Source organism: Nocardioides sp. NPDC051685, assembly GCF_044453405.1.
GTDB lineage: Bacteria > Actinomycetota > Actinomycetes > Propionibacteriales > Nocardioidaceae > Nocardioides.
This window is the reverse complement of sequence record NZ_JBITCR010000001.1, coordinates 820111-837832: the sequence shown is the minus strand read 5'-3', so window position 1 is coordinate 837832 and position 17722 is coordinate 820111. Positions and strand designations below refer to the sequence as shown.

15 protein-coding genes are annotated in these 17722 nt (G+C 70.4%); 7 read left to right on the top strand and 8 right to left on the bottom strand.

Going from position 1 to position 17722, the window contains the following annotated elements:
- Position 1 precedes the first annotated feature (1 nt).
- The 4 genes from ACIA03_RS04045 to pseB all read right to left on the bottom strand — a co-directional run bounded on the left by ACIA03_RS04045 (position 2) and on the right by pseB (position 4092).
- Positions 2–1144 carry a hypothetical protein gene (locus ACIA03_RS04045; RefSeq protein WP_396979483.1) on the bottom strand — a complete coding sequence of 381 codons (1143 nt, stop codon included), beginning with the start codon at positions 1142–1144 and terminating at the stop codon, positions 2–4.
- A 76-nt stretch (positions 1145–1220) separates the two neighbouring features.
- Positions 1221–1943 carry a cytidylyltransferase domain-containing protein gene (locus tag ACIA03_RS04040; protein ID WP_396979481.1) on the bottom strand — a complete coding sequence of 241 codons (723 nt, stop codon included), beginning with the start codon at positions 1941–1943 and terminating at the stop codon, positions 1221–1223.
- Positions 1940–3061 (bottom strand): UDP-4-amino-4,6-dideoxy-N-acetyl-beta-L-altrosamine transaminase, encoded by a 1122-nt coding sequence (gene pseC, locus ACIA03_RS04035; RefSeq protein ID WP_396979479.1) that lies wholly within the window; start codon positions 3059–3061, stop codon positions 1940–1942. Before pseC ends, ACIA03_RS04040 begins: the two co-directional genes overlap by 4 nt.
- A gap of 2 nt (positions 3062–3063) precedes the next feature.
- Positions 3064–4092, bottom strand: a complete 1029-nt coding sequence (pseB, locus tag ACIA03_RS04030; RefSeq protein WP_396979477.1) for a UDP-N-acetylglucosamine 4,6-dehydratase (inverting) — start codon at positions 4090–4092, stop codon at positions 3064–3066.
- 108 nt (positions 4093–4200) lie between these two features.
- Here pseB and ACIA03_RS04025 point away from each other — a divergent pair, with 108 nt between their 5' ends.
- A complete protein-coding gene (locus ACIA03_RS04025; RefSeq protein ID WP_396979475.1) occupies positions 4201–5265 on the top strand; it encodes a PseG/SpsG family protein in 1065 nt (354 codons plus the stop codon).
- 6 nt (positions 5266–5271) lie between these two features.
- On the opposite strand, the gene pseI is transcribed toward ACIA03_RS04025, so the two are convergent.
- The 3 genes from pseI to ACIA03_RS04010 all read right to left on the bottom strand — a co-directional run bounded on the left by pseI (position 5272) and on the right by ACIA03_RS04010 (position 7657).
- On the bottom strand, positions 5272–6327 hold the full coding sequence (gene pseI, locus ACIA03_RS04020) for a pseudaminic acid synthase (protein WP_396979473.1): 1056 nt from the start codon (positions 6325–6327) through the stop codon (positions 5272–5274).
- A gap of 82 nt (positions 6328–6409) precedes the next feature.
- Positions 6410–6946, bottom strand: a complete 537-nt coding sequence (locus ACIA03_RS04015) for a GNAT family N-acetyltransferase (protein ID WP_396979471.1) — start codon at positions 6944–6946, stop codon at positions 6410–6412.
- 126 nt (positions 6947–7072) lie between these two features.
- Positions 7073–7657 (bottom strand): HNH endonuclease signature motif containing protein, encoded by a 585-nt coding sequence (locus tag ACIA03_RS04010; protein WP_396979469.1) that lies wholly within the window; start codon positions 7655–7657, stop codon positions 7073–7075.
- Positions 7658–7691: 34 nt separating this feature from the next.
- On the opposite strand from ACIA03_RS04010, the gene ACIA03_RS04005 reads away from it, so the two are divergent.
- From ACIA03_RS04005 to ACIA03_RS03980, 6 genes are all read left to right on the top strand, one after another.
- Positions 7692–8444, top strand: coding sequence for a hypothetical protein (locus ACIA03_RS04005; protein WP_396979467.1), 753 nt, complete (start codon positions 7692–7694; stop codon positions 8442–8444).
- A gap of 516 nt (positions 8445–8960) precedes the next feature.
- Positions 8961–9212: a phosphopantetheine-binding protein gene (locus ACIA03_RS04000; RefSeq protein ID WP_396979465.1), complete on the top strand. Its 252-nt coding sequence runs from the start codon at positions 8961–8963 to the stop codon at positions 9210–9212.
- Positions 9209–10432: an AMP-binding protein gene (locus tag ACIA03_RS03995; protein WP_396979463.1), complete on the top strand. Its 1224-nt coding sequence runs from the start codon at positions 9209–9211 to the stop codon at positions 10430–10432. The genes ACIA03_RS04000 and ACIA03_RS03995 overlap by 4 nt, the downstream gene beginning before the upstream one ends.
- Positions 10425–11171 (top strand): SDR family NAD(P)-dependent oxidoreductase, encoded by a 747-nt coding sequence (locus tag ACIA03_RS03990; protein WP_396979461.1) that lies wholly within the window; start codon positions 10425–10427, stop codon positions 11169–11171. Before ACIA03_RS03995 ends, ACIA03_RS03990 begins: the two co-directional genes overlap by 8 nt.
- Entirely contained in the window at positions 11171–11572 is a 402-nt protein-coding gene (locus ACIA03_RS03985) for a hypothetical protein (RefSeq protein WP_396979459.1), read from the top strand. The genes ACIA03_RS03990 and ACIA03_RS03985 overlap by 1 nt, the downstream gene beginning before the upstream one ends.
- Positions 11573–11638: 66 nt before the next feature.
- Entirely contained in the window at positions 11639–15193 is a 3555-nt protein-coding gene (locus ACIA03_RS03980) for a CDP-glycerol glycerophosphotransferase family protein (protein WP_396979457.1), read from the top strand.
- A gap of 82 nt (positions 15194–15275) precedes the next feature.
- On the opposite strand, the gene ACIA03_RS03975 is transcribed toward ACIA03_RS03980, so the two are convergent.
- Positions 15276–17621, bottom strand: coding sequence for a hypothetical protein (locus tag ACIA03_RS03975; protein ID WP_396979455.1), 2346 nt, complete (start codon positions 17619–17621; stop codon positions 15276–15278).
- Positions 17622–17722 lie beyond the last annotated feature (101 nt).

Genomic DNA, 17722 nt, shown 5'->3' with positions numbered 1-17722 from the left:
GTCACCGGCGCAGGAGGCGACGGAGCCGCCCCCGCTGGGCCTCCGCTTCCCTGCGACGGGCGCGCGCGTCCTCGACCTCCTGCTGGATCTCCTCCGGGATCGTGTGCAGACCCTGCATGACCAGCTTCACGACCTGCATCACCTCGTCGCCCGGGATATCGGCGTAGTCGCCGATGTTGTAGTCGGGGAAGGTGCTGTTCTCGATCATGTCGGTGAAGGAGAAGCCGCCGAGCTTGCCGATGAGGAGGTTGTCCTCGCGATAGTCGTCGAGGAGCTCCTGGCGGAACTCGGGGGTCATGTAGACCGCGCTGGTGTCGTTCCAGCCGAGCTGGGTGGCCCTGGTGACGAACTCGCCACGGAGGATCTGGATCCACCGCAGCCGGGTGGCCTTCCAGGAGTCGACGCCTCGGAGCCGGCCCCGCATCGGTGCCGCCGCCACGATCGGGGCCAGGTGGCGCGCGGTCTCGACGGTCCGCCAGCCGGACCCGACGTTGGTCGAGGTGGCCCCGGTGCCCTGGATCGGGAGCTCGCACGTGCTGAGGAAGTCGGCCACGGCGTTCCCGTCGCGGAGCTCCTTGCGGACGAAGGGGCGCAGGCGGAGGTCGACGTCCGGGATGGCGCTGGTGATGGTGTCCGCGAACTGCCCGTAGTGGAGGAAGCTCATGTCGAGCGGCGACCACTCGCGGAAGTCCTCGAAGGGGAGGTCGACCAGCTCGGCGTGCTCGGGTCTCATCACCATCAGCCGCTCGACGTAGAAGGCGTTGTAGAAGGTCGCCTGGTCGCGGACGTAGTGGACCCACATGACCTTCGCGCCCGCCTGGCGCGCGTAGTCGCCGATCGCGCTGATGTGCTCGGGCTTGAGCAGCGAGAACGACTCGCACGAGATCACCGTGGTCTCGGCGCTGCCCGAGGCGATCGACTCGACGAGCTGCTCCCAGGTGCCGAGGGCGGGCGAGAAGAGGACCTCGCCGAGGAGCTGGGAGTAGAGGTTCTGGTGCTGGACGCTGTGCGTGCCCCGGCCGATCGTGGGATAGGCCACCTCGCCCGGGAGCTTCCCCTCGCGGCTTGCGCGGGCAAGGAAGGTCTGGATCGCCGTGCTCCCGGTCTTGAAGGTGCCGGAATGGACGATCAGAGTCTTCTGCATGTAGCTCTCCAAATGTCGCTGCTGGGATGGAGAGCGGCGCGACGTCCCGCCTTGCCCGAATATTACCGGCAGGGGCTTATTGGCCGAGCTTCTTCTGCTCGATCTGAGCATTGATCGCGACCAGCTCGGGACGGTCCTCCAGGAGGGCGACGAGACCACGGGTGTCGAGACGGTGGGCGTCGTGGTCCTCGATGAGGATCTGCAGGAGCCGGAGGTCCTCCGGGGTGTCCAGAGTGATCCGGTACGCCGAGGCATCCCGTTCCCACGGCAGGTTGAGCTTGGGCCGGGTGCTGTCGGTGTAGAGCCACGGGGTGACGTGCTCGCGGTGCGGCGTCTCGGTCGCGAGCCTGTCGGCCTCCAGCAGCGCCGCCGCGGAGAAGACCTCGAAGTCGAGCCCCCGTGGGTAGGTGCGCTCCAGGGCGTTGCTGGCATAGAGCGCGGGATCGCCGGCGGCGACCCAGGCGTCGATGCCGCGGCGTACGACCTCGCCGTCGATCAAGGGGCAGTCGCTGGTCACCCGGACGACGACATCGGGCTGGAACTCCCGCACCGCCAGCGCGAAGCGCGACAGCACGTCGTGCTCGCTGCCGCGGACCACCCCGGCACCGAGCTTGTCGGCCAGGACGGCGACCGGGTCGTCGTCGACGTTGGTCGTCGTCGCGACGATCACCGGGAGTCCGGCCGCGGTGAGCCGGGCGAGGTGGTGCTCGAGCATCGTGACACCCGCCGCCTCGAGAAGCACCTTGCCCGGGAGGCGGGTGCTGGTCATGCGTGCCTGGGTGATGACCGCGGTCTTCACAGGACTCCGACCAGCGTCTCGATGACCTGGTCGACCTGGTCGTCGGTCAGGTCGGGGAACAGCGGCAGGGAGATCTCCTCGGCGTAGAACGCCTCCGCGTTCGGGCACATCCCGCGCCGGTAGCCCAGGTCCGCGTAGACCGGGTGCCAGTAGACCGGGATGTAGTTGACCTGTACGCCGATGCCGGCTGCCCGCATCTTCTCGAAGACCTCGCGCCGCCGGTCCTCGAGGATCCGCACCGGGTAGAGGTGCCACGCCGGGTCGACGCCCTCACGCTGGACCGGCAGCCGCAGCCCGTCGACGTCGGCGAGCGCGCTGTTGTAGCGGGCGGTGATCTCCGCGCGCCGCTGCTTGAACCCGGCCAGCCGGGCGAGCTGGGAGAGGCCGAAGGCGCACTGCAGGTCGGTGAGCCGGTAGTTGAGCCCGAACTCGTGGACCTCCTGGTGCCACGGTCCCTCGTCCTCGATCCGGAACCGGTCGGGGTCACGCACCAGCCCCACGAAGTGGAACTCGTGGGCCCGCTGCGCGATGGCGGCGTCCTTGGCGACGACCGCGCCGCCCTCGCCGGTGGTGAGGTTCTTGGTCGGGAAGAACGACAGCGTGGTCAGGTCGGCCAGGTCGCCGACCGGGCGGCCGCCGGCGAAGCCGCCGATCGAGTGGGCCGCGTCGCCGAGGGTCAGCGCGCCGACCCGGTCGGCGATCGGCTGCAGCGCGGCGTAGTCGGCCGGGTGGCCTGCGTAGTCGACCGCGGCGACGACCTTGGTGCGGTCGGTCACGAGCGCGTCGACCGCGGCCGGGTCGATGAGGGCGGTGTCCTCCTCGACGTCGGCGAAGACGACCTTCGCGCCGAGCAGCGAGGCTCCCGACGCGGTCGCGACGAACGTCATCGGCGTGGTGACGACCTCGTCGCCGGGGCCCACCCCGGCGGCGGCGTAGGCGATGTGGAGGGCAGCGGTGCCAGAGGTGCACGAGACCGCCCGGTGCCCACCGACCAGGTCGGAGAGCGCCTGCTCGAACGCGGCGACCGTGGGCCCCGTGGTGAGCCAGTCGCCACGCAGGATCGCCGTGACTGCCTCGATGTCTTCCTCGGAGACCGACTGGCGGCCGTAGGGCAGCATGCTCAGATCCCCGACTCCAGAACCGCGCGGAGGTCGTCGGCGTCGTACCAGATGTCGTTCTTGTCCGAGGCGCAGTGGAAGCCGTCGGGGACCGGCACGGCGTCCATGATCGGCTTGTAGCCCCACTGGGGGTTCTCCGGCTCGATCACGTAGTACTTCCCGTCGCGGATGCTGACCGCGCGGCGGCCCTCCTCCGGGCTGATCATCTCCTCGTGGAGCTTCTCGCCGGGGCGCAGGCCGATGTCGACGAAGGTGGCGTCGGGGGCGACCGCCTTCGCCAGGTCGACGACCTTGTGGGAGGGGATGTGCGGGACGAGCAGCTCGCCGCCCTGCATGAGCTCGAAGGTGTCGAGCACCATCTGCACCGCCTGCGGCAGCGTGATCAGGAACCGGGTGCACCGCATGTCGGTGATCCCGAGCGGCTCGCCGCGCTCGGCCATCGCCTTCCACTTCGGGATGATCGACCCGCGCGAGCCGGTCACGTTGCCGTAGCGCACCACGGAGAACCGGGTGTCGTAGGAGGCGGCGTAGTTGTTGCCGAGGATGAAGATCTTGTCGGCGGTCAGCTTGGTCGCGCCGTAGAGGTTGATCGGCGAGGAGGCCTTGTCCGTCGAGAGGGCGACCACCTTCTTGACGCCGGCGTCGATGGAGGCCTCGACGACGTTCTGGGAGCCCAGGACGTTGGTCTTGATGAACTCGAAGGGGTTGTACTCCCCGGTGTCGACCTGCTTGAGCGCCGCGGCGTGGACGACGTAGTCGACGTCGTGGAGCGCCCGGTGCAGTCGGTCGCGATCGCGGACGTCGCCGATGAACCAGCGCAGCCTCGGGTCGTCGCCGAACAGCTGGCGGCACTCGTACTGCTTCAGCTCGTCGCGCGAGAAGATGATCACGCGCCTCGGGTTGAGGTTGTCGAGTACGTGGCGGATGAACGCCTTCCCGAACGAGCCGGTCCCGCCGGTGACCAGGACGCTTGCCCCATCGAGAGGGTGGTTGGCGGGGGACTCTCTGACTTCCGAATTCGGCAGGGTCACAGGGGTGCTCTCTAGTGTGGGCCTCATCTGCTGCGCCAACGATACGGCGCGGAAAAGGTGACATGTGCCGTTAGTCATAAACGGCCGGATCCGGGAGGTTGCGCAGTCATGTCCATGGGATCGCCCGAGGACGAGCGTCGCCTGGTGGCGATGGTGTGCGACGCCGGTCCCGAGGTCGGGATCGGCCACGTCATGCGCTGCCTGGCGCTCGGGGAGGAGCTCGTCGCCCGCGGAGCGCGGGTGGTGATGGTCGCGGACCTGGACCGGGTGCCCTGGGCGGCCGAGCAGGTGCGGCGCCGGGGGATCGAGATCGCGTCACCGGGACCGGGCGATCCCCGCGACGTCCTCGATGTCCTCGCCCGCATCGAGCCGTCGTCGGTGGTGGTGGACTCCTACCGTCTCCCGACATCCGTCTACGCCGACCTGCGGGAACGCTGGCCGCTGCTGGCGCTCACCGACGGCGACCCCGGCGACCGGGTCGCCGACCTCTACCTGGACCAGAACCTCGGCGCCGAGACCGCCGCCTGGGCCCTCCCCGAGGGGTCCCGGCATCTCGGCGGTCTTGCCTACGCCCAGCAGCGGCGTGACATCGCCCGGCAACGGCCGGACGCGCCCAAGGCCGCCGCCGACGAGCACACGCCCCTGCGGGTGCTGGCGTTCTTCGGCGGCACGGACGCCTTCGGGGTCTCACCGGGGATCGTGCGTCTGGTCGTACGCACGGGGATCGCCGTGGAGCTGACCGCCATCGCCGCCACCCCGGAGCTGGCCGAGGAGATCGCCGGCATCGTGCCGGTCCCCGGACAGGCCGTCCACGTGATCGGGCCGACCGACACCCTGGCCGAGCTCGTCGCCGACGCGGACGTGGTGCTCAGTGCCGCCGGGACCTCGGCCTGGGAGCTCTTCTGCCTCGGTGCGGCGGTCGGGTTCGTCTGCGTCGCCGACAACCAGCAGGACGCGTACGTCCGGATGGACCAGGACGGGCTGGCCGTCGGGATCGCCACCCTCGCCGAGCTCGACGGCGACCCCGAGGCTGCTGTGGCCCGACTGCGCGCGCTCCTGGGGGACGTACGTCTGCGGGAGCGGTTGCGCGCCGCCTGCTGGGCCACGGTCGACGGCCGAGGACCGGCGCGCGTCGCCGACGCGCTCCTGGCCCTCGACCGCGACCCTGTGTAGACCGCTCTAGACGAGATCCCAGCTGAGCGGGGTGCCGGCCGGGACGTCCTGGGTGAAGGTGCGGCCGAAGACGATGTCGACGTCGCCCGGCGGCAGCCCGTCGGCAGGGCGGACGGAGCGTACGTTGTCCGGCCCGACCTTCTCCCCTGCACGTACGTCGCGGGTGACGAAGAGCGAGCGACGGAACCGCAGGCCCTCGCGCTCGGCGGACTTCGGGCCGATCCGGGCCTCGCCGAGCGCCTGCCAGGCGATCCTGGTCTCGCGGACCAGCGAGGCGAACTCGTCCGGCTCCAGGGAGAAGTCGGAGTCGACGGCACCGTCCGCGCGCGAGAGCGTGATGTGCTTCTCGATCACGCACGCGCCGAGAGCGACGGCCGCGACCGAGGCACCGATACCGAGGGTGTGGTCGGAGAGGCCGACCGCGACGTCGAGCCCGTCACGCAGCACCGGGATCCCGCGGAGGTTGGAGGCCTCCGGCGGAGCCGGGTAGGACGCGGTGCAGGCCAGCACGACGAGGTCCTCGTTGCCGGTCGCCCGGGCCGTACGCACCGCCGCGTCGATCTCGGCGAGGGTCGCCGTGCCGGTGGAGATGATCGTCGGCAGCCCGGTCTCGGCGATCGCCCGGACCAGCGGCAGGTCGGTGATCTCGGACGAGGCCGACTTCAGCATCGGGACGCCGAGCCCGACCAGGAAGTCGACCGCGGTCGGGTCGAAGGCGGCGGAGAACGGGATCATGCCCAGCTCGGAGGCCAGCGCGAAGATCGGCTCGTGCCACTGCCACGGCGTGTGCGCCTCCTCGTAGAGCTCGTGGAGGCGGCGGTTGGGCCACAGCGGGTGGTCCGCCGAGAGCCGGAAGGCGGGGGTGTCGACGTCGAGGGTGATGGTGTCGGCGGTGTAGGTCTGGATCTTGAGCGCGTGCGCGCCGGCCTCGCCCGCGGCGCGGACGATGTCGAGCGCCCGCTCCAGGTCGCCGCCGTGGTTGCCGGACATCTCCGCGATCACGAACGGCTCGTGGCCGGGGCCGATCAGCCGGTCGCCGACGGCGATCTCGTGGGTGGTCATCGGGCCACCTCCGTAGCGCGAGCGCCAGAATACGGACGCGGCCCGATGAAAGATCTGATTGTCGCTCGCTGACGCTCGCTCATTACTGCTCCTTGCCGGAACGTCGGGTGGGTCGGTCGTCGCGGTGCAGACGGACCGGGATCGCTGTCACCGAGCCGCCGTCGACGGTCTGTTCGTAGGGCTCGCCCTCGGTGAATCCCAACCGGCGGTTCATCGCCCGCACCGACTCGTTGTGGGGGAGGACCTCGCCCTCGAGCACGTCGACGTCGAGCCCGTCCGGCTCGGGGGCGAAGGCGTACGCCACGGCCTCACGCATGATATTGGTCCACGCCAGCAGCGCGGTGCCGTCGGCGGCGGTGCCGTCGTGGTCGAGGTAGAAGCCCCAGGACGCCGACCTGGCGACGGGGTCGTGGTCGAAGAAGGTCACCACGCCGAGGGGGCGGGCGGCGTACTCGAACATCAGCACCCGCCGCGACGGGTCCTGGGTGACCCGGGACCACCAGGCGGCGTGCTCCTCGGCGGTGATCAGGTGCTGGTTGATGCTCACCGACCGGTTGGCGTCCTGGTTGCGCCACACGAGCATGTTTGGCAGGTCGTCGGCGGTCGCCCGTCGCAACATCGGTCTCCTCAGACGTCATCGGAATACGCGCACACGTTACTCAGAGGTGGCCGTACTCGCGCGATCTCTCGCCTCCGCGTTCAACCGAGATCGGTGGATCTGAGCTGAACCGGCGTGGGATGGTCGTCAGGCGGCGAGTTCGTACGGTGGGTCGAGGTCGTTGCTGACATCGACCGTGCCGGTCGGGGTGACGATGTATTGGTAGCCGTGGGGGCTTCGCCATCGGTAGACCCCTGCTCGGAGGCGGTGGTAGCGCCAGCCGTGGTGGGTTTTCATCCGGTGGTGTCGCCGACACAGCGGGGTGAGGTTCTGGCTGCTGGTCGGGCCACCGTCGGCGTGAGCGACTCGGTGGTCGAGGTCGCAGTGCTCGGCGCGGGCCTGGCAGTAGGGGAAGGAGCACTTCTCGTGGATCAACGCGGCCTGGCGGCGCTGTCGGGCTGTCGGGACGTAGCCGGTGGCTTCGATGTCTTCGGCCAGGTCGACCACGACGATCGGCTTGACGACGGTGCCGGGGGTGGTGGCCCACTGCTCGATGCGTTCGATGCTGGCCAGGCCTCGGGTGTTGGCGAGGCGGACCAGCCCGGTGCCGGCCAGGTCGCGGGTGTCGGTGTGGATCACGAGCTCGACCACCCGGGCGATCCCGGGGACGCCGTCGAGGGTGCCGGAGTTGTACGCCCGCCCGAGGACTCCGAGCGCGGCCGCACGTCGCACGTCGCACGTCCAGGCTCGCGTCGGCGTAGTCGTCGTGGTCGAGGAGCCCGTGGGCGATCGCCGCGACGGCTTGCTCGAGGTCGAGGGCGTCAGCGGCGTCGAGGACCCCGTCGAGGTAGCCGAGTGCGAGCACGGCTTGTCCTTGTTCGGTGCCGGCCGGGGTGAAGGGCAGGTCGCTGGTGCGGATGGTGACCGTCCGGTGCTCGACCGCATCCTGCTCGGCGACCGCAGCAGCGACGTCGGGCTCGAACAGGGCGGCGGCCTGGGTGATCATCCGTTCCAGCTGCCGGGTGCCGACCTGGTGGGCATACGGTCCGATCTGCTGGTCGACCCACGCGGCGGCATCGGGATCGAGCCCTCGGGTCAGGTCGGCGATCCGCCGTGCCCGCCAGGCGAGGAGGGATCCGTCCAGGATCCGTGCCCACACATGCTTGAGCCGGTAGCGCAGTTCGACTGCGTCCCCGAGGAACTTCTTCCCCGCCTGCGTGGAGCGGCCCAACACCGCGGCGAACTCGACGGCGGCGGCTTCGGAAACGAGTGGTGCCCCAGGCCCGGCGAGGGGCAGCATCCGGTCCCCGAACCTGTCCCCGTCCAACCGCGCCGACTCTCCGTGATCCTGGACCGAGTGCAGCGCCGCGAACCGCGCGGCAGCGATCAACACGTCCCGGTCAGCCTGTTCCGCGACCGCCCGAGACGTACGCACCGCGGCCAGCAGATCGCCGCTGGTGTCGTCGGGGTCGAGGAGTGCTTCCATGCCCGATATTTTACCAAATCCAGCGCTTCTTGAGAACAGTATTTCCGCAGGTCAAGTGGCATATTCACGCCAAATTCAAAGCTCTGTTTGGCGCATCGCGCCAGCCCTTCCGAAGGCGACCAGCCGGCACTGCTGATGGCCGGCTCCCAACCCAAGCCAAAGCCCGACAGGGCTGGCCGTCGACCCGACAGCCAGCCAAATTTTTTCGAGGTGGCGTCCGGGGTCCAGGACCGCCGAAGGCGGCCGGCGAAGCCGGCGCCCGAAGGGCGTCCTTGACGCCGGACGCCACCTCGAAGACCCTCCTATAAGGGTCGGCGGCCAAACACCGCGGCAGCGAAGAACACACCAGCCCAACAAGCGACCCCAGACCAGATCCGAACCCCGCACAGGCACATCGGAGCACGACAAGCGACCGTGTCGGTCTCGACACGCTCGGCCGCGAACGGCCTCGCGGCTCGACCGACGAGGACCCGGCGCGACCGCCGATGCGCCCCGAAACACCTCAGCGGCGAGGCCCCACAGCAGCCCGTCACGATATGGTCCGAGGCCATGGAGACTCTTGACCGACCGGCGGTCCGCAAGCTCATGGCCGAGGTGTTGGCCGTGCAGGGGAAGACCCTTCCGGACGACGACACCGCGAAGCTGGCGGACATCGGTTTCCGCTCCCTCGACTTCTCCGAGCTCGCGCTCCGGGTCGAGGACGAGATCGGTGACGAGCTCAACTTCGAGGCGGCCGGACTCCGCGCGATCGAGACGATCGGGGACGTGCTCGACCTGCTCGTGGAGATCCAGGGGCAGTGATCGCCGACAACCTCGTCGTCGATGCCCGGACGGGGCGGCGTACGACCTGGGGCGAGCTCGTCCAGCAGGCCGCCCCGCGGCCGGCGCCGACGGCCCACGTGGTGGAGCACAGCGTCGACGCCCTGCCGGCGGTCGCCGGGCTGAAGGACGGCGGCGAGCTGCTGGTCGTCGCCGCCGGACGGCTCGACGAGTCCCTCGCCGAGGAGCTGCGTGGGGCCGGGTTCGACCTCGTCGCCGGCGACGACATCCAGGAGGCGACCGGTCCCCGCACGGCCGAGGACGGCCGGGTCTGGCTGCTCACCTCCGGGTCGACCGGACGGCCCAAGCGGGTCGGTCACACCCTGGCGTCGCTCTCGACCGTGACCGGTGAGCTGGCGCCGCGCACCTGGCTGTGCCCCTACTCGCCCGGCACCTACGCCTGGTGGCAGGTGATCACCCTCGGGCTCGGCGTGCCTGGTCAGGACCTGGTGCTGGTCGACCCGGCCGACCTGGACGACTGGGTGACGCCCGCGCTCGAGCACGGCGTCACCGCCGTCTCCGGGACCCCGACCTTCTGGCGGCGTACGTTGATGCGCCACGGCGCCGAGCTGCAGAAGCTGCCGCTCGAGCAGGTCACGCTCGGTGGTGAACCCGTCGACCAGGCCGTGCTGACGCAGCTCGGCGAGGCCTTCCCGGACGCGCGGGTGTCCTGGATCTACGCCTCCTCCGAGGTGGGCGCCTCGATCGTCGTCCACGACGGCCGCGCCGGGTTCCCGGTGGAGTGGCTGGACCGCGACGTACCCGGCCGCCCGCGGCTGTCGGTGGTCGACGGCGAGCTGGTGATCACCTCACCGCACCACGGCACCGACGCCTCGGGGGCGGAGATGGCCGGCGCCGTACGCACCGGCGACGCCGCCCGCATCGAGGACGGCCGGGTGCTGGTCACCGGTCGCCTGGACCGCGACGAGCTCAACGTCGGTGGCTCCAAGGTGTCCGCCGGCGCCGTCCGTGACCTGCTGCAGTCCCACCCGTCCGTCGCCTGGGCGGCGGTGCGTGGCCGCAAGGCGCCTCTGGTCGGCACCATGGTCGTCGCCGACGTGGTCGCCGGCGAGGATGCGGACCTGACCCCCGACGACCTGATCCGTTGGGCGGCCGAGCGGCTGCCCGAGTACGCCGTCCCGCGGCGCATCAAGATGCTCGCCGAGATCCCGGCCAAGGAGACGCTGAAGAGCGATGTCTGACTTCGAACCCATCCCGCCCTCCTCCGTCGTGCTGGTCTCCGGCGCCTCGCGCGGTCTCGGTCTCGCGATCGTCACCGACCTGCTCGAGCGTGGCGTGAAGGTCGCCGCCTTCGCTCGCACGGTGACCCAGGAGATGGAGGCGCTCGCCGAGAAGTTCCCCGACGCCACCCACGTCGGCCCGGTCGACGTGACCGACGAGAAGGCGGCTCAGGCGTTCGTCAAGGAGGTCGAGGCGAAGCTCGGCGTCATCGACGGGCTGGTCAACAACGCCGCGATCGGGCAGGACTCGCTGCACGTGCACACCTCCTCTGACCGGATCGCGCAGATCATCGAGACCAACCTGACCGCGCCGCTGGTGCTGACCCGGTTCGTGCTGCGGCGGCTGATCGGCAAGGGCCTGAAAGGCCGGGTCGTCAACGTGACCTCGATCTGTGGCCAGCGCGGCTATCAGGGCCTGGTGGCCTACTCGGCCACCAAGGGAGGTCTGGACGCGGCGACCCGCTCGCTGGCCCGTGAGCTCGGTGGCCGGGTGCTGGCCAATGCGGTCGCGCCCGGGTTCTTCGCCTCGGAGATGTCCGCGGTGCTCGGCGCCAACCAGCTCGAGTCGATCGCGCGGCGTACGCCCTCGGGCGCGATGACCACGCCCGAGGACGTCGTGCCGACCGTGCGGATGCTGCTGCTCGAGCAGACCAACATCAACGGTCAGTCGATCGTCATCGACGGCGGCGGCTCGATCTGATGCCGGAAGGCCGACTCCGCGTCGGCAGCGATGCCGAGCTCGCCGGATATCGCGCCCGCAGCCACCTCCACGACGGCCGGGTGGTCGCCTGGACGGGCTCCCACGACGTCCCGGTGGCGGTCGACGCCGAGGTGGAGCGTACGGTCCCGGCGGCTCTCGCGCGGCGGTTCGGCACCGAGGGGTTCTGGGAACGATGGACCCGGGCGGAGTGCGTCGCGAAGCTCACCGGCCGCGGGGTCCTCGACCTGGTGGACCTGATGGCCGACGACCCCGGCGCGGGCGTGCACCTGAGCACCGTACGTCTGCCGGGCGGCATCGTGGTGTCGATCGGCACGCTCGAGCGGTCAGGGAGCCCCTCGGGGTATCGGCCGGAGTGCGGGAGACTGTTCGTTCGCCTGTAACCTCTGGGTTCGATCAGATTCGTGGGTGCGTCATCCGGGTCGCCCCCGAACCGAGAGGGAATGTGCATGGGTCAGGGAATCGTCGACGTCCTTCGTCGCGCCGAACGAAGGATGCCCCAGGGCGTCCGTCGACTGGCTCGTGACGCCGGGCATCGCGTTCTCGGCCACGAGCGCGGCCCGCTCGTCTCGGTCGTGGTGACGGTGACCGACCAGGACAAGCAGTACCTCGCCGAATCGCTGCTCTCCGTGCGCGAGCAGACCCATACGACGCTCGAGATCCTCATCGCGCCCTACGGCCAGGCCAGCGTGGTGAGCGACCAGATCCTCGCCGACCTCCCCGACGACTACCGCCTGCGACTGCTGGACAGCTCCTCGACGCAGGCCGAGGCCCGCGACCGTGGCGGTCGGGTGGCCCGGGGAACCTATGTCTGCTTCCTGCTCGCTGCCGACCTCCTCACCCAGAACGCGATTCGTACGCTGGTGACCTCGCTGGAGGCCAGCGGCTCCGATCTCGCGGTCGGTCGCATCGAGAGCCGCCAGCGCCTCTCCCCGCCGGTGGTCCCGGCCTACGACCTCGTGCACGCGGAGAACCGATCCGGACTCACCCTGGACGAGTTCCCGGTGGCGCTGAGCGATGTCGGCGTGAGCAACCGGCTCTTCCGCACCTCGTTCTGGCGCCGGCAGGGCTTCAGCTTCGGTGGCCGGGGCGGTGCCGACGCGGTGGGTTTCGACGGCTACCTGAAGGCCAGCCGCTTCGACGTGGTCACCGCGCCGGTGTGCGTGGACATGGACCGCGCCGACGGCACCCCGGTCGAGCAGCTCCACGACCAGACCCTCGGGATGGAGGAGTGGATCGAGCAGACCCGGTCGACGTGGGTCGCGATCGGCGAGATGGGCTCCGGCCTGCGCGACCACTGGGCCCTCGGCGGCCTTGCCGGCCGTGCCAACACCATCCTCGGCGACGTCGAGCGGATGAGCGCCGAGCAGTGGACCGGCCTGCGCGACCTCGTCGTCGAGATCGAGCGTGACGTCTCGCCCGAGGTGTGGCTCAAGCTGCCGGTCGAGGTGCGGGCCCGGCTGACCTACCTCCTCGCCGACCAGCGCGAGGAGCTCACCGCGTTCGTCGCGTCCCGCTGGTTCGAGCGGGGCAACCTGCGCACGCGGGTCGCCGGCGGCCAGGTCCACGGGATCTTCCCCGACACGGATCTGCCCGCGGCCGTGACCACGCTCAACGAGCACGAGACCCCGGCGCGGGTGCTGGTGCGCGACGTACGTCCCCTCGACTCCGACCGGGTCGTGGTCGACCTGGTGGCGCGGATCGAGCTCGTCGACCTCGCCGAGACGACCCCGTTCCTCACCGCCCGGCTGGTGCCGGATCTGGTCGACATGGACGACGAGGACGGCTTCGCCAGCGATCCCGACACCGTGCTCCCCGACCCGATCGAGCTGACCGTGACGCCGCGCTACGACGCGCAGGCCAACATGACCATCGGTCACAAATACCAGGACTACCGCCCGGGCGGGTGCCGCACCGAGATCGACCTCACCCGGCTCACCGCCGGCCGCTGGCACCTCGAGGTCACCATCGGTGTCGACGGTGTCGTCCGCACCACCAGCGAGGTCCAGATCGACACCCGCGGCCCGGCGGGCAACCTGGCGACGCGCTACCGGCCCCGCGTCCACACCTCCGTCGGCCTGTCGGTGGCCGCCGACCGCTACGCCGACCAGCTCAGCTTCCGCGCCGTCCCGACGCCGGCCACCTTGCTGGAGCAGACGCAGGTCGACGGCCGCACCGTCTCCCTGACGCTCGCCGGTGAGCTTCCGCAGGCCGTGCGGGCGATCGGTGGCGGCGTACGCGTCGAGGCGCCCGTCCACGACGGCAAGGTCACGCTCACCCTCCCCGCCCACGGCGCCGTCGAGCCCGGGGCACCCGCCGCCTGGCGGCTGGAGACGCTCCACGACGGGACCTCCGGCCGGATCGTCTGGCCCGACCCGCTCGGTGAGCCGTGGACCGGCGAACGCGGTGGCAGCGTGCTGGCCTCGCGAGACGGCCGCGGCTACGCCCAGATCATCGAGGTGGCCGACACCGTCGCGCTCGACCGGGTCGAGCTCGGCGAGGGCCGCATCACGGTGCGCGGCCACTGGCTCAGCTCGGTCCCGAAGCACGCCCGCCTGACCCTCTCCGGCTCGCGGCACAGCGAGACCGTCAAGATCGACACCGGCGCCCCCGAGTTCGAGGTCGTCTTCACGCTGCGCTGGGACGAGTGGGGCCTGGGCGAGTCCGTCCTGCCCAGCGGCGTCTACCAGTTCCAGCTCACCTGCGGAGCCAAGCGCAGCGGCAACGTACGCCACACCACCGCGTTCCTCGAGCACCAGGCCGAGTTCCAGACCAGTGACGAGGTCCGGCTGCGTCCGGTCAACGGCAGCGGCCCCGGCGTCTCGCTGCAGCCGCCGATCCCCGTCGACCACGCCGGCAGCTACGCCCACAACCTCGCCCGCGAGCGCGTTCTGGCGGCCGAGGAGCCGATCGACGAGTCCGCGGTCTACCTCTCGACCTACGCCGGCTCGACCGCCACCGACTCCCAGCTCGCGATCCACGAGCACCTGCGGCGCACCCGGCCCGACCTGACCCTCTACTGGGGCGTCGCCGACCACGCGTCCCGGGTGCCCGAGGGCGGCGTCCCGGTCGTGCTGCAGAGCCCGGAGTGGTACCGGGTCATCGGCACCGCGAAATACCTCGTCCAGAACATCGACTTCGACCGCTGGTGGCACAAGCGGGAGGGGCAGCGGTTCCTGCAGACCTTCCACGGCTACCCGGCCAAGTCGATGGGTCTGCGGATGTGGCGCGCGAAGATGTTCTCGCCGCTGCGCTGCGAGGCCGAGCTCGACCGCACGACCGCTGGGTGGGACCTGATCCTCACCCCGACGCCGGAGATGGACCGCTACTACCGCGAGGAGTACGCCTACGACGGCCCGATCCACAGCGAGGGCTACCCGCGCGACGACGCGCTGGTCGGCCCCTCGGCGGAGGAGGACCGCGAGCGGACCCGCAACCTGCTCGGCATCGGCTCCGACCAGAAGGTGATCCTCTACGCCCCGACCTGGCGGGACCACCTGGCGCTCAACTACCGCTCGGCGAAGATGGTCGAGCACCTCGACGTGGTCGCGGCCAGCGAGGCGCTGGGCGACGAGTACGTCATCCTGCTGCGCGGTCACCGGTTCAACTCCAAGGGGAGCGAGCGCAGCGAGCGCACCGCCCGGATCATCGACGTCACCGACTACCCGGAGATCAACGACCTGATCCTGGCCTCCGACGCCGCGGTGCTCGACTACTCCAGCCTGCGTTTCGACTTCGCCCTCACCGGGCGGCCGATGGTGTTCCTGGTGCCGGATCTGTCCGACTACACCGGCGGCATCCGCGGCTTCCTCTACGACTACGCCGACACCGCCCCCGGGCCGATGCTCGACACCGCCGAGGAGGTCGTCGCGGCCCTGTCCGACCTGGACAAGCTCGAGGCCGAGCACCGCGACCGGATCGCCGCGTTCAACGCCAAGTACCAGTACACCCAGGACGGCAAGGCGACCGAGCGGGTCGTCGAGAGGTTCTTCGACAAGCCCTGAGGCCGGCCTCGGACAGAGACAGCGATGGCGCGGCCCCTTGCGGGGACCGCGCCATCGCTGCTCTTTAGGGCTCAGCCCAGGATCACGGCAGCCGGGCCAGAGCCGGCTTGTTCACAGAGGTCTTGTTGGGGATCGCGTTCCAGCGCTCGGGCAGGACCGCGCGGTGCGGGCCGACCTCGAGGAGGAGCACGTTGCGGTAGGTCATCCCGTACGTCTCGACGTAGGGCGCCAGCGAGGCGAGCAGGCCCTTGTCACGCCACTGAGCGGCGTCGAGCACGAGCACCTCGATGTCGAAGGCGTCGAAGTCGAAGGCGTGCCGCTGGTGGCCGTCCCGACGCAGCTCGGCCGCCTCGGTGGTGCGCTCGGCCTGCTTGTTGGCGGCGGCGTGGATCTGCTGGAAGCCGCTGACCGCGCGGGTGCCGACGACGTCGGTGGCAGCCAGCAGGTTGCCCTCCAGGTCGGTGTCGGCCAGGCCGGCGATGTCCTCGGTCAGCACGGCCGAGACCGGGAGGATGACGAGCTTGTCGACGTCGGGGAGCAGGTCGGCGACCACGAGCCGCTCGACCTGGCCGATCGGGAGCGTGCTGCCGTCGGGCTGCTTGATGCCGTCGAAGCCGGACACGTCCAGCGCGCTGAGCGTGATCCCCGGCCGGGCGAGCTCGTCGAGCCGCAGGTCGGCGCCACCGGTCTGGACCCACAGGTGGACCGGACGGGACGAGTAGGCGGCGATGGACTTGATCAGCCGGCGCAGCTTCGGGCGCTGCTTGGGGCGGGCCGAGACGGCGACGTGGATGGCGTCGGCCGGGACCTGCTCCGGGGTGTTGACCGGGTTGCTGCGTACGTCCTCGGCGATCGAGCTGACCAGCTCACCGACCTTGCGGGCGCCGGCCCGGCGCTCGCGGGCGATCTCGACCTCGGCGGCGTTCATCTCGCGCCACTGCGCGTAGACCTCCTCGACGCTCGCGCCGGAGAAGATCTTGGTGAGGATCTTCTCGAGCCGGTCGTTCATGCTCTCCCGGATGCCGTCGAACTCGTCCGGCGTGAGCGGGTTGAGGCCGGCGAAGCGCGGGTCGGAGAGGTTCTTCGGGCGGAAGTCGATGTCGATGCCGATGCTGCGACCGGGCAGGTAGCAGTGCAGGCGGCTGGTGACCAGCTTCCGGTGGTCGCGACGGTAGCCCTCGAGCATCGTGATCGCGTCGTCGATGTTCTGCACGAACGGGCGGAACCGGACCTCGTCGAGGCCGCCCTGGGCGTAGGTCGGGGCGCCCTCGGGGATGGAGCCGTCGAAGACGTCGACGTAGCCGACCGGAGCGTCGGGCCCGGGCAGCTCCTCCGCGTCGGGGAAGACCGTCGAGACCGTGGTGGTGAGGCAGCCGGAGAAGAAGGCGGGCACGCCGACGGAGAGCAGGATGTCGACGGTCGTCCAGTCGCGGCAGCCGATCGGGGCGTACTTCTTGAGGTACTCGATCGTCTCGTCGGTCATCATGGCGCGGGTGCTGCAGTGGAACGAGACGAAGATCGGGCGCAGGTTCTTGTGGAACGGCATCCCGTAGCGCATCTCGAAGATGGGGTGCATGTACCACCCGAAGCCGAGCATCCAGGTGTCCTTCGGGACCGGCTGGTACATCGACGCGTCGCGCTGCAGGGTCATCAGCTGGACCTTGGCGGAGAGGCCCTCGCGGACGCGCTCGGGGCGGACCCGGTCGCGCAGCCGGTTGGCGAGGTCGTCGAGCTCGGACTCGCCGGTGAACTCCAGGTCCTTGTGGCGCACCACGTGACCGAGGGAGGCGACGGTCTGGACGTGGTCGCCGATGTTGGCCGAGGCGCGGGAGCGGCCGGGGTGGCCGTAGTCGACGACGGCGTAGGAGACGGTGCCCTCCGGCACGTCGGGGCCGTCGGGCTCGTCGTTGTCGGCCGCCACCCACGAGCGCAGCCAGTCACGGCTCTCGACGACCCACTTGGTGTCGCCCTTGGTGCCGTCGCCGACGGCCTCGTCGAGCCGGGCGTAGAGACTGCGGGCCAGCTCCTGGTCGCCGAAGCCGAAGACGCGGCTGGTCATCGCGAGCCACGCGCGCCCCGGAACGTACGCAGCGCCGGACTCGGCGAGGTCGCGCAGGGTCGCGCGGGTGGCGTCGGGGTCGACGTGGAGGCCGGACATGACGTACTCGTCGGCGGCCGCGACGGCCCACGCCTCCACCGGGACGCCCTGGAAAAGGGCCCAGGCGCGCTCGTAGAAGCCACCACCGGCGGCGTTGACCGCACCGTCGAGGTCAGCGGCGACGACGAGCGGCCCGACCTCGATCGAGATCGGTGCCGGCTTCTCCGGCTGCGGTGCGCCCTCCGAGATGGACGGGACCCGGGCGGTCAGGCTCTGACGCAGGCGCTCGGGAAGCAGCTGGCGAGCGAGTCGTCGAGCTGGGCTGGCCATGGGACTCCTTCATTGATGGTTCGACGCATTGTCGTTGGGCGGAGCCGCGTTGTTCGCGGTCCGTTCACACGGTCCCCCCTATGATCCAGACCGGATATCCT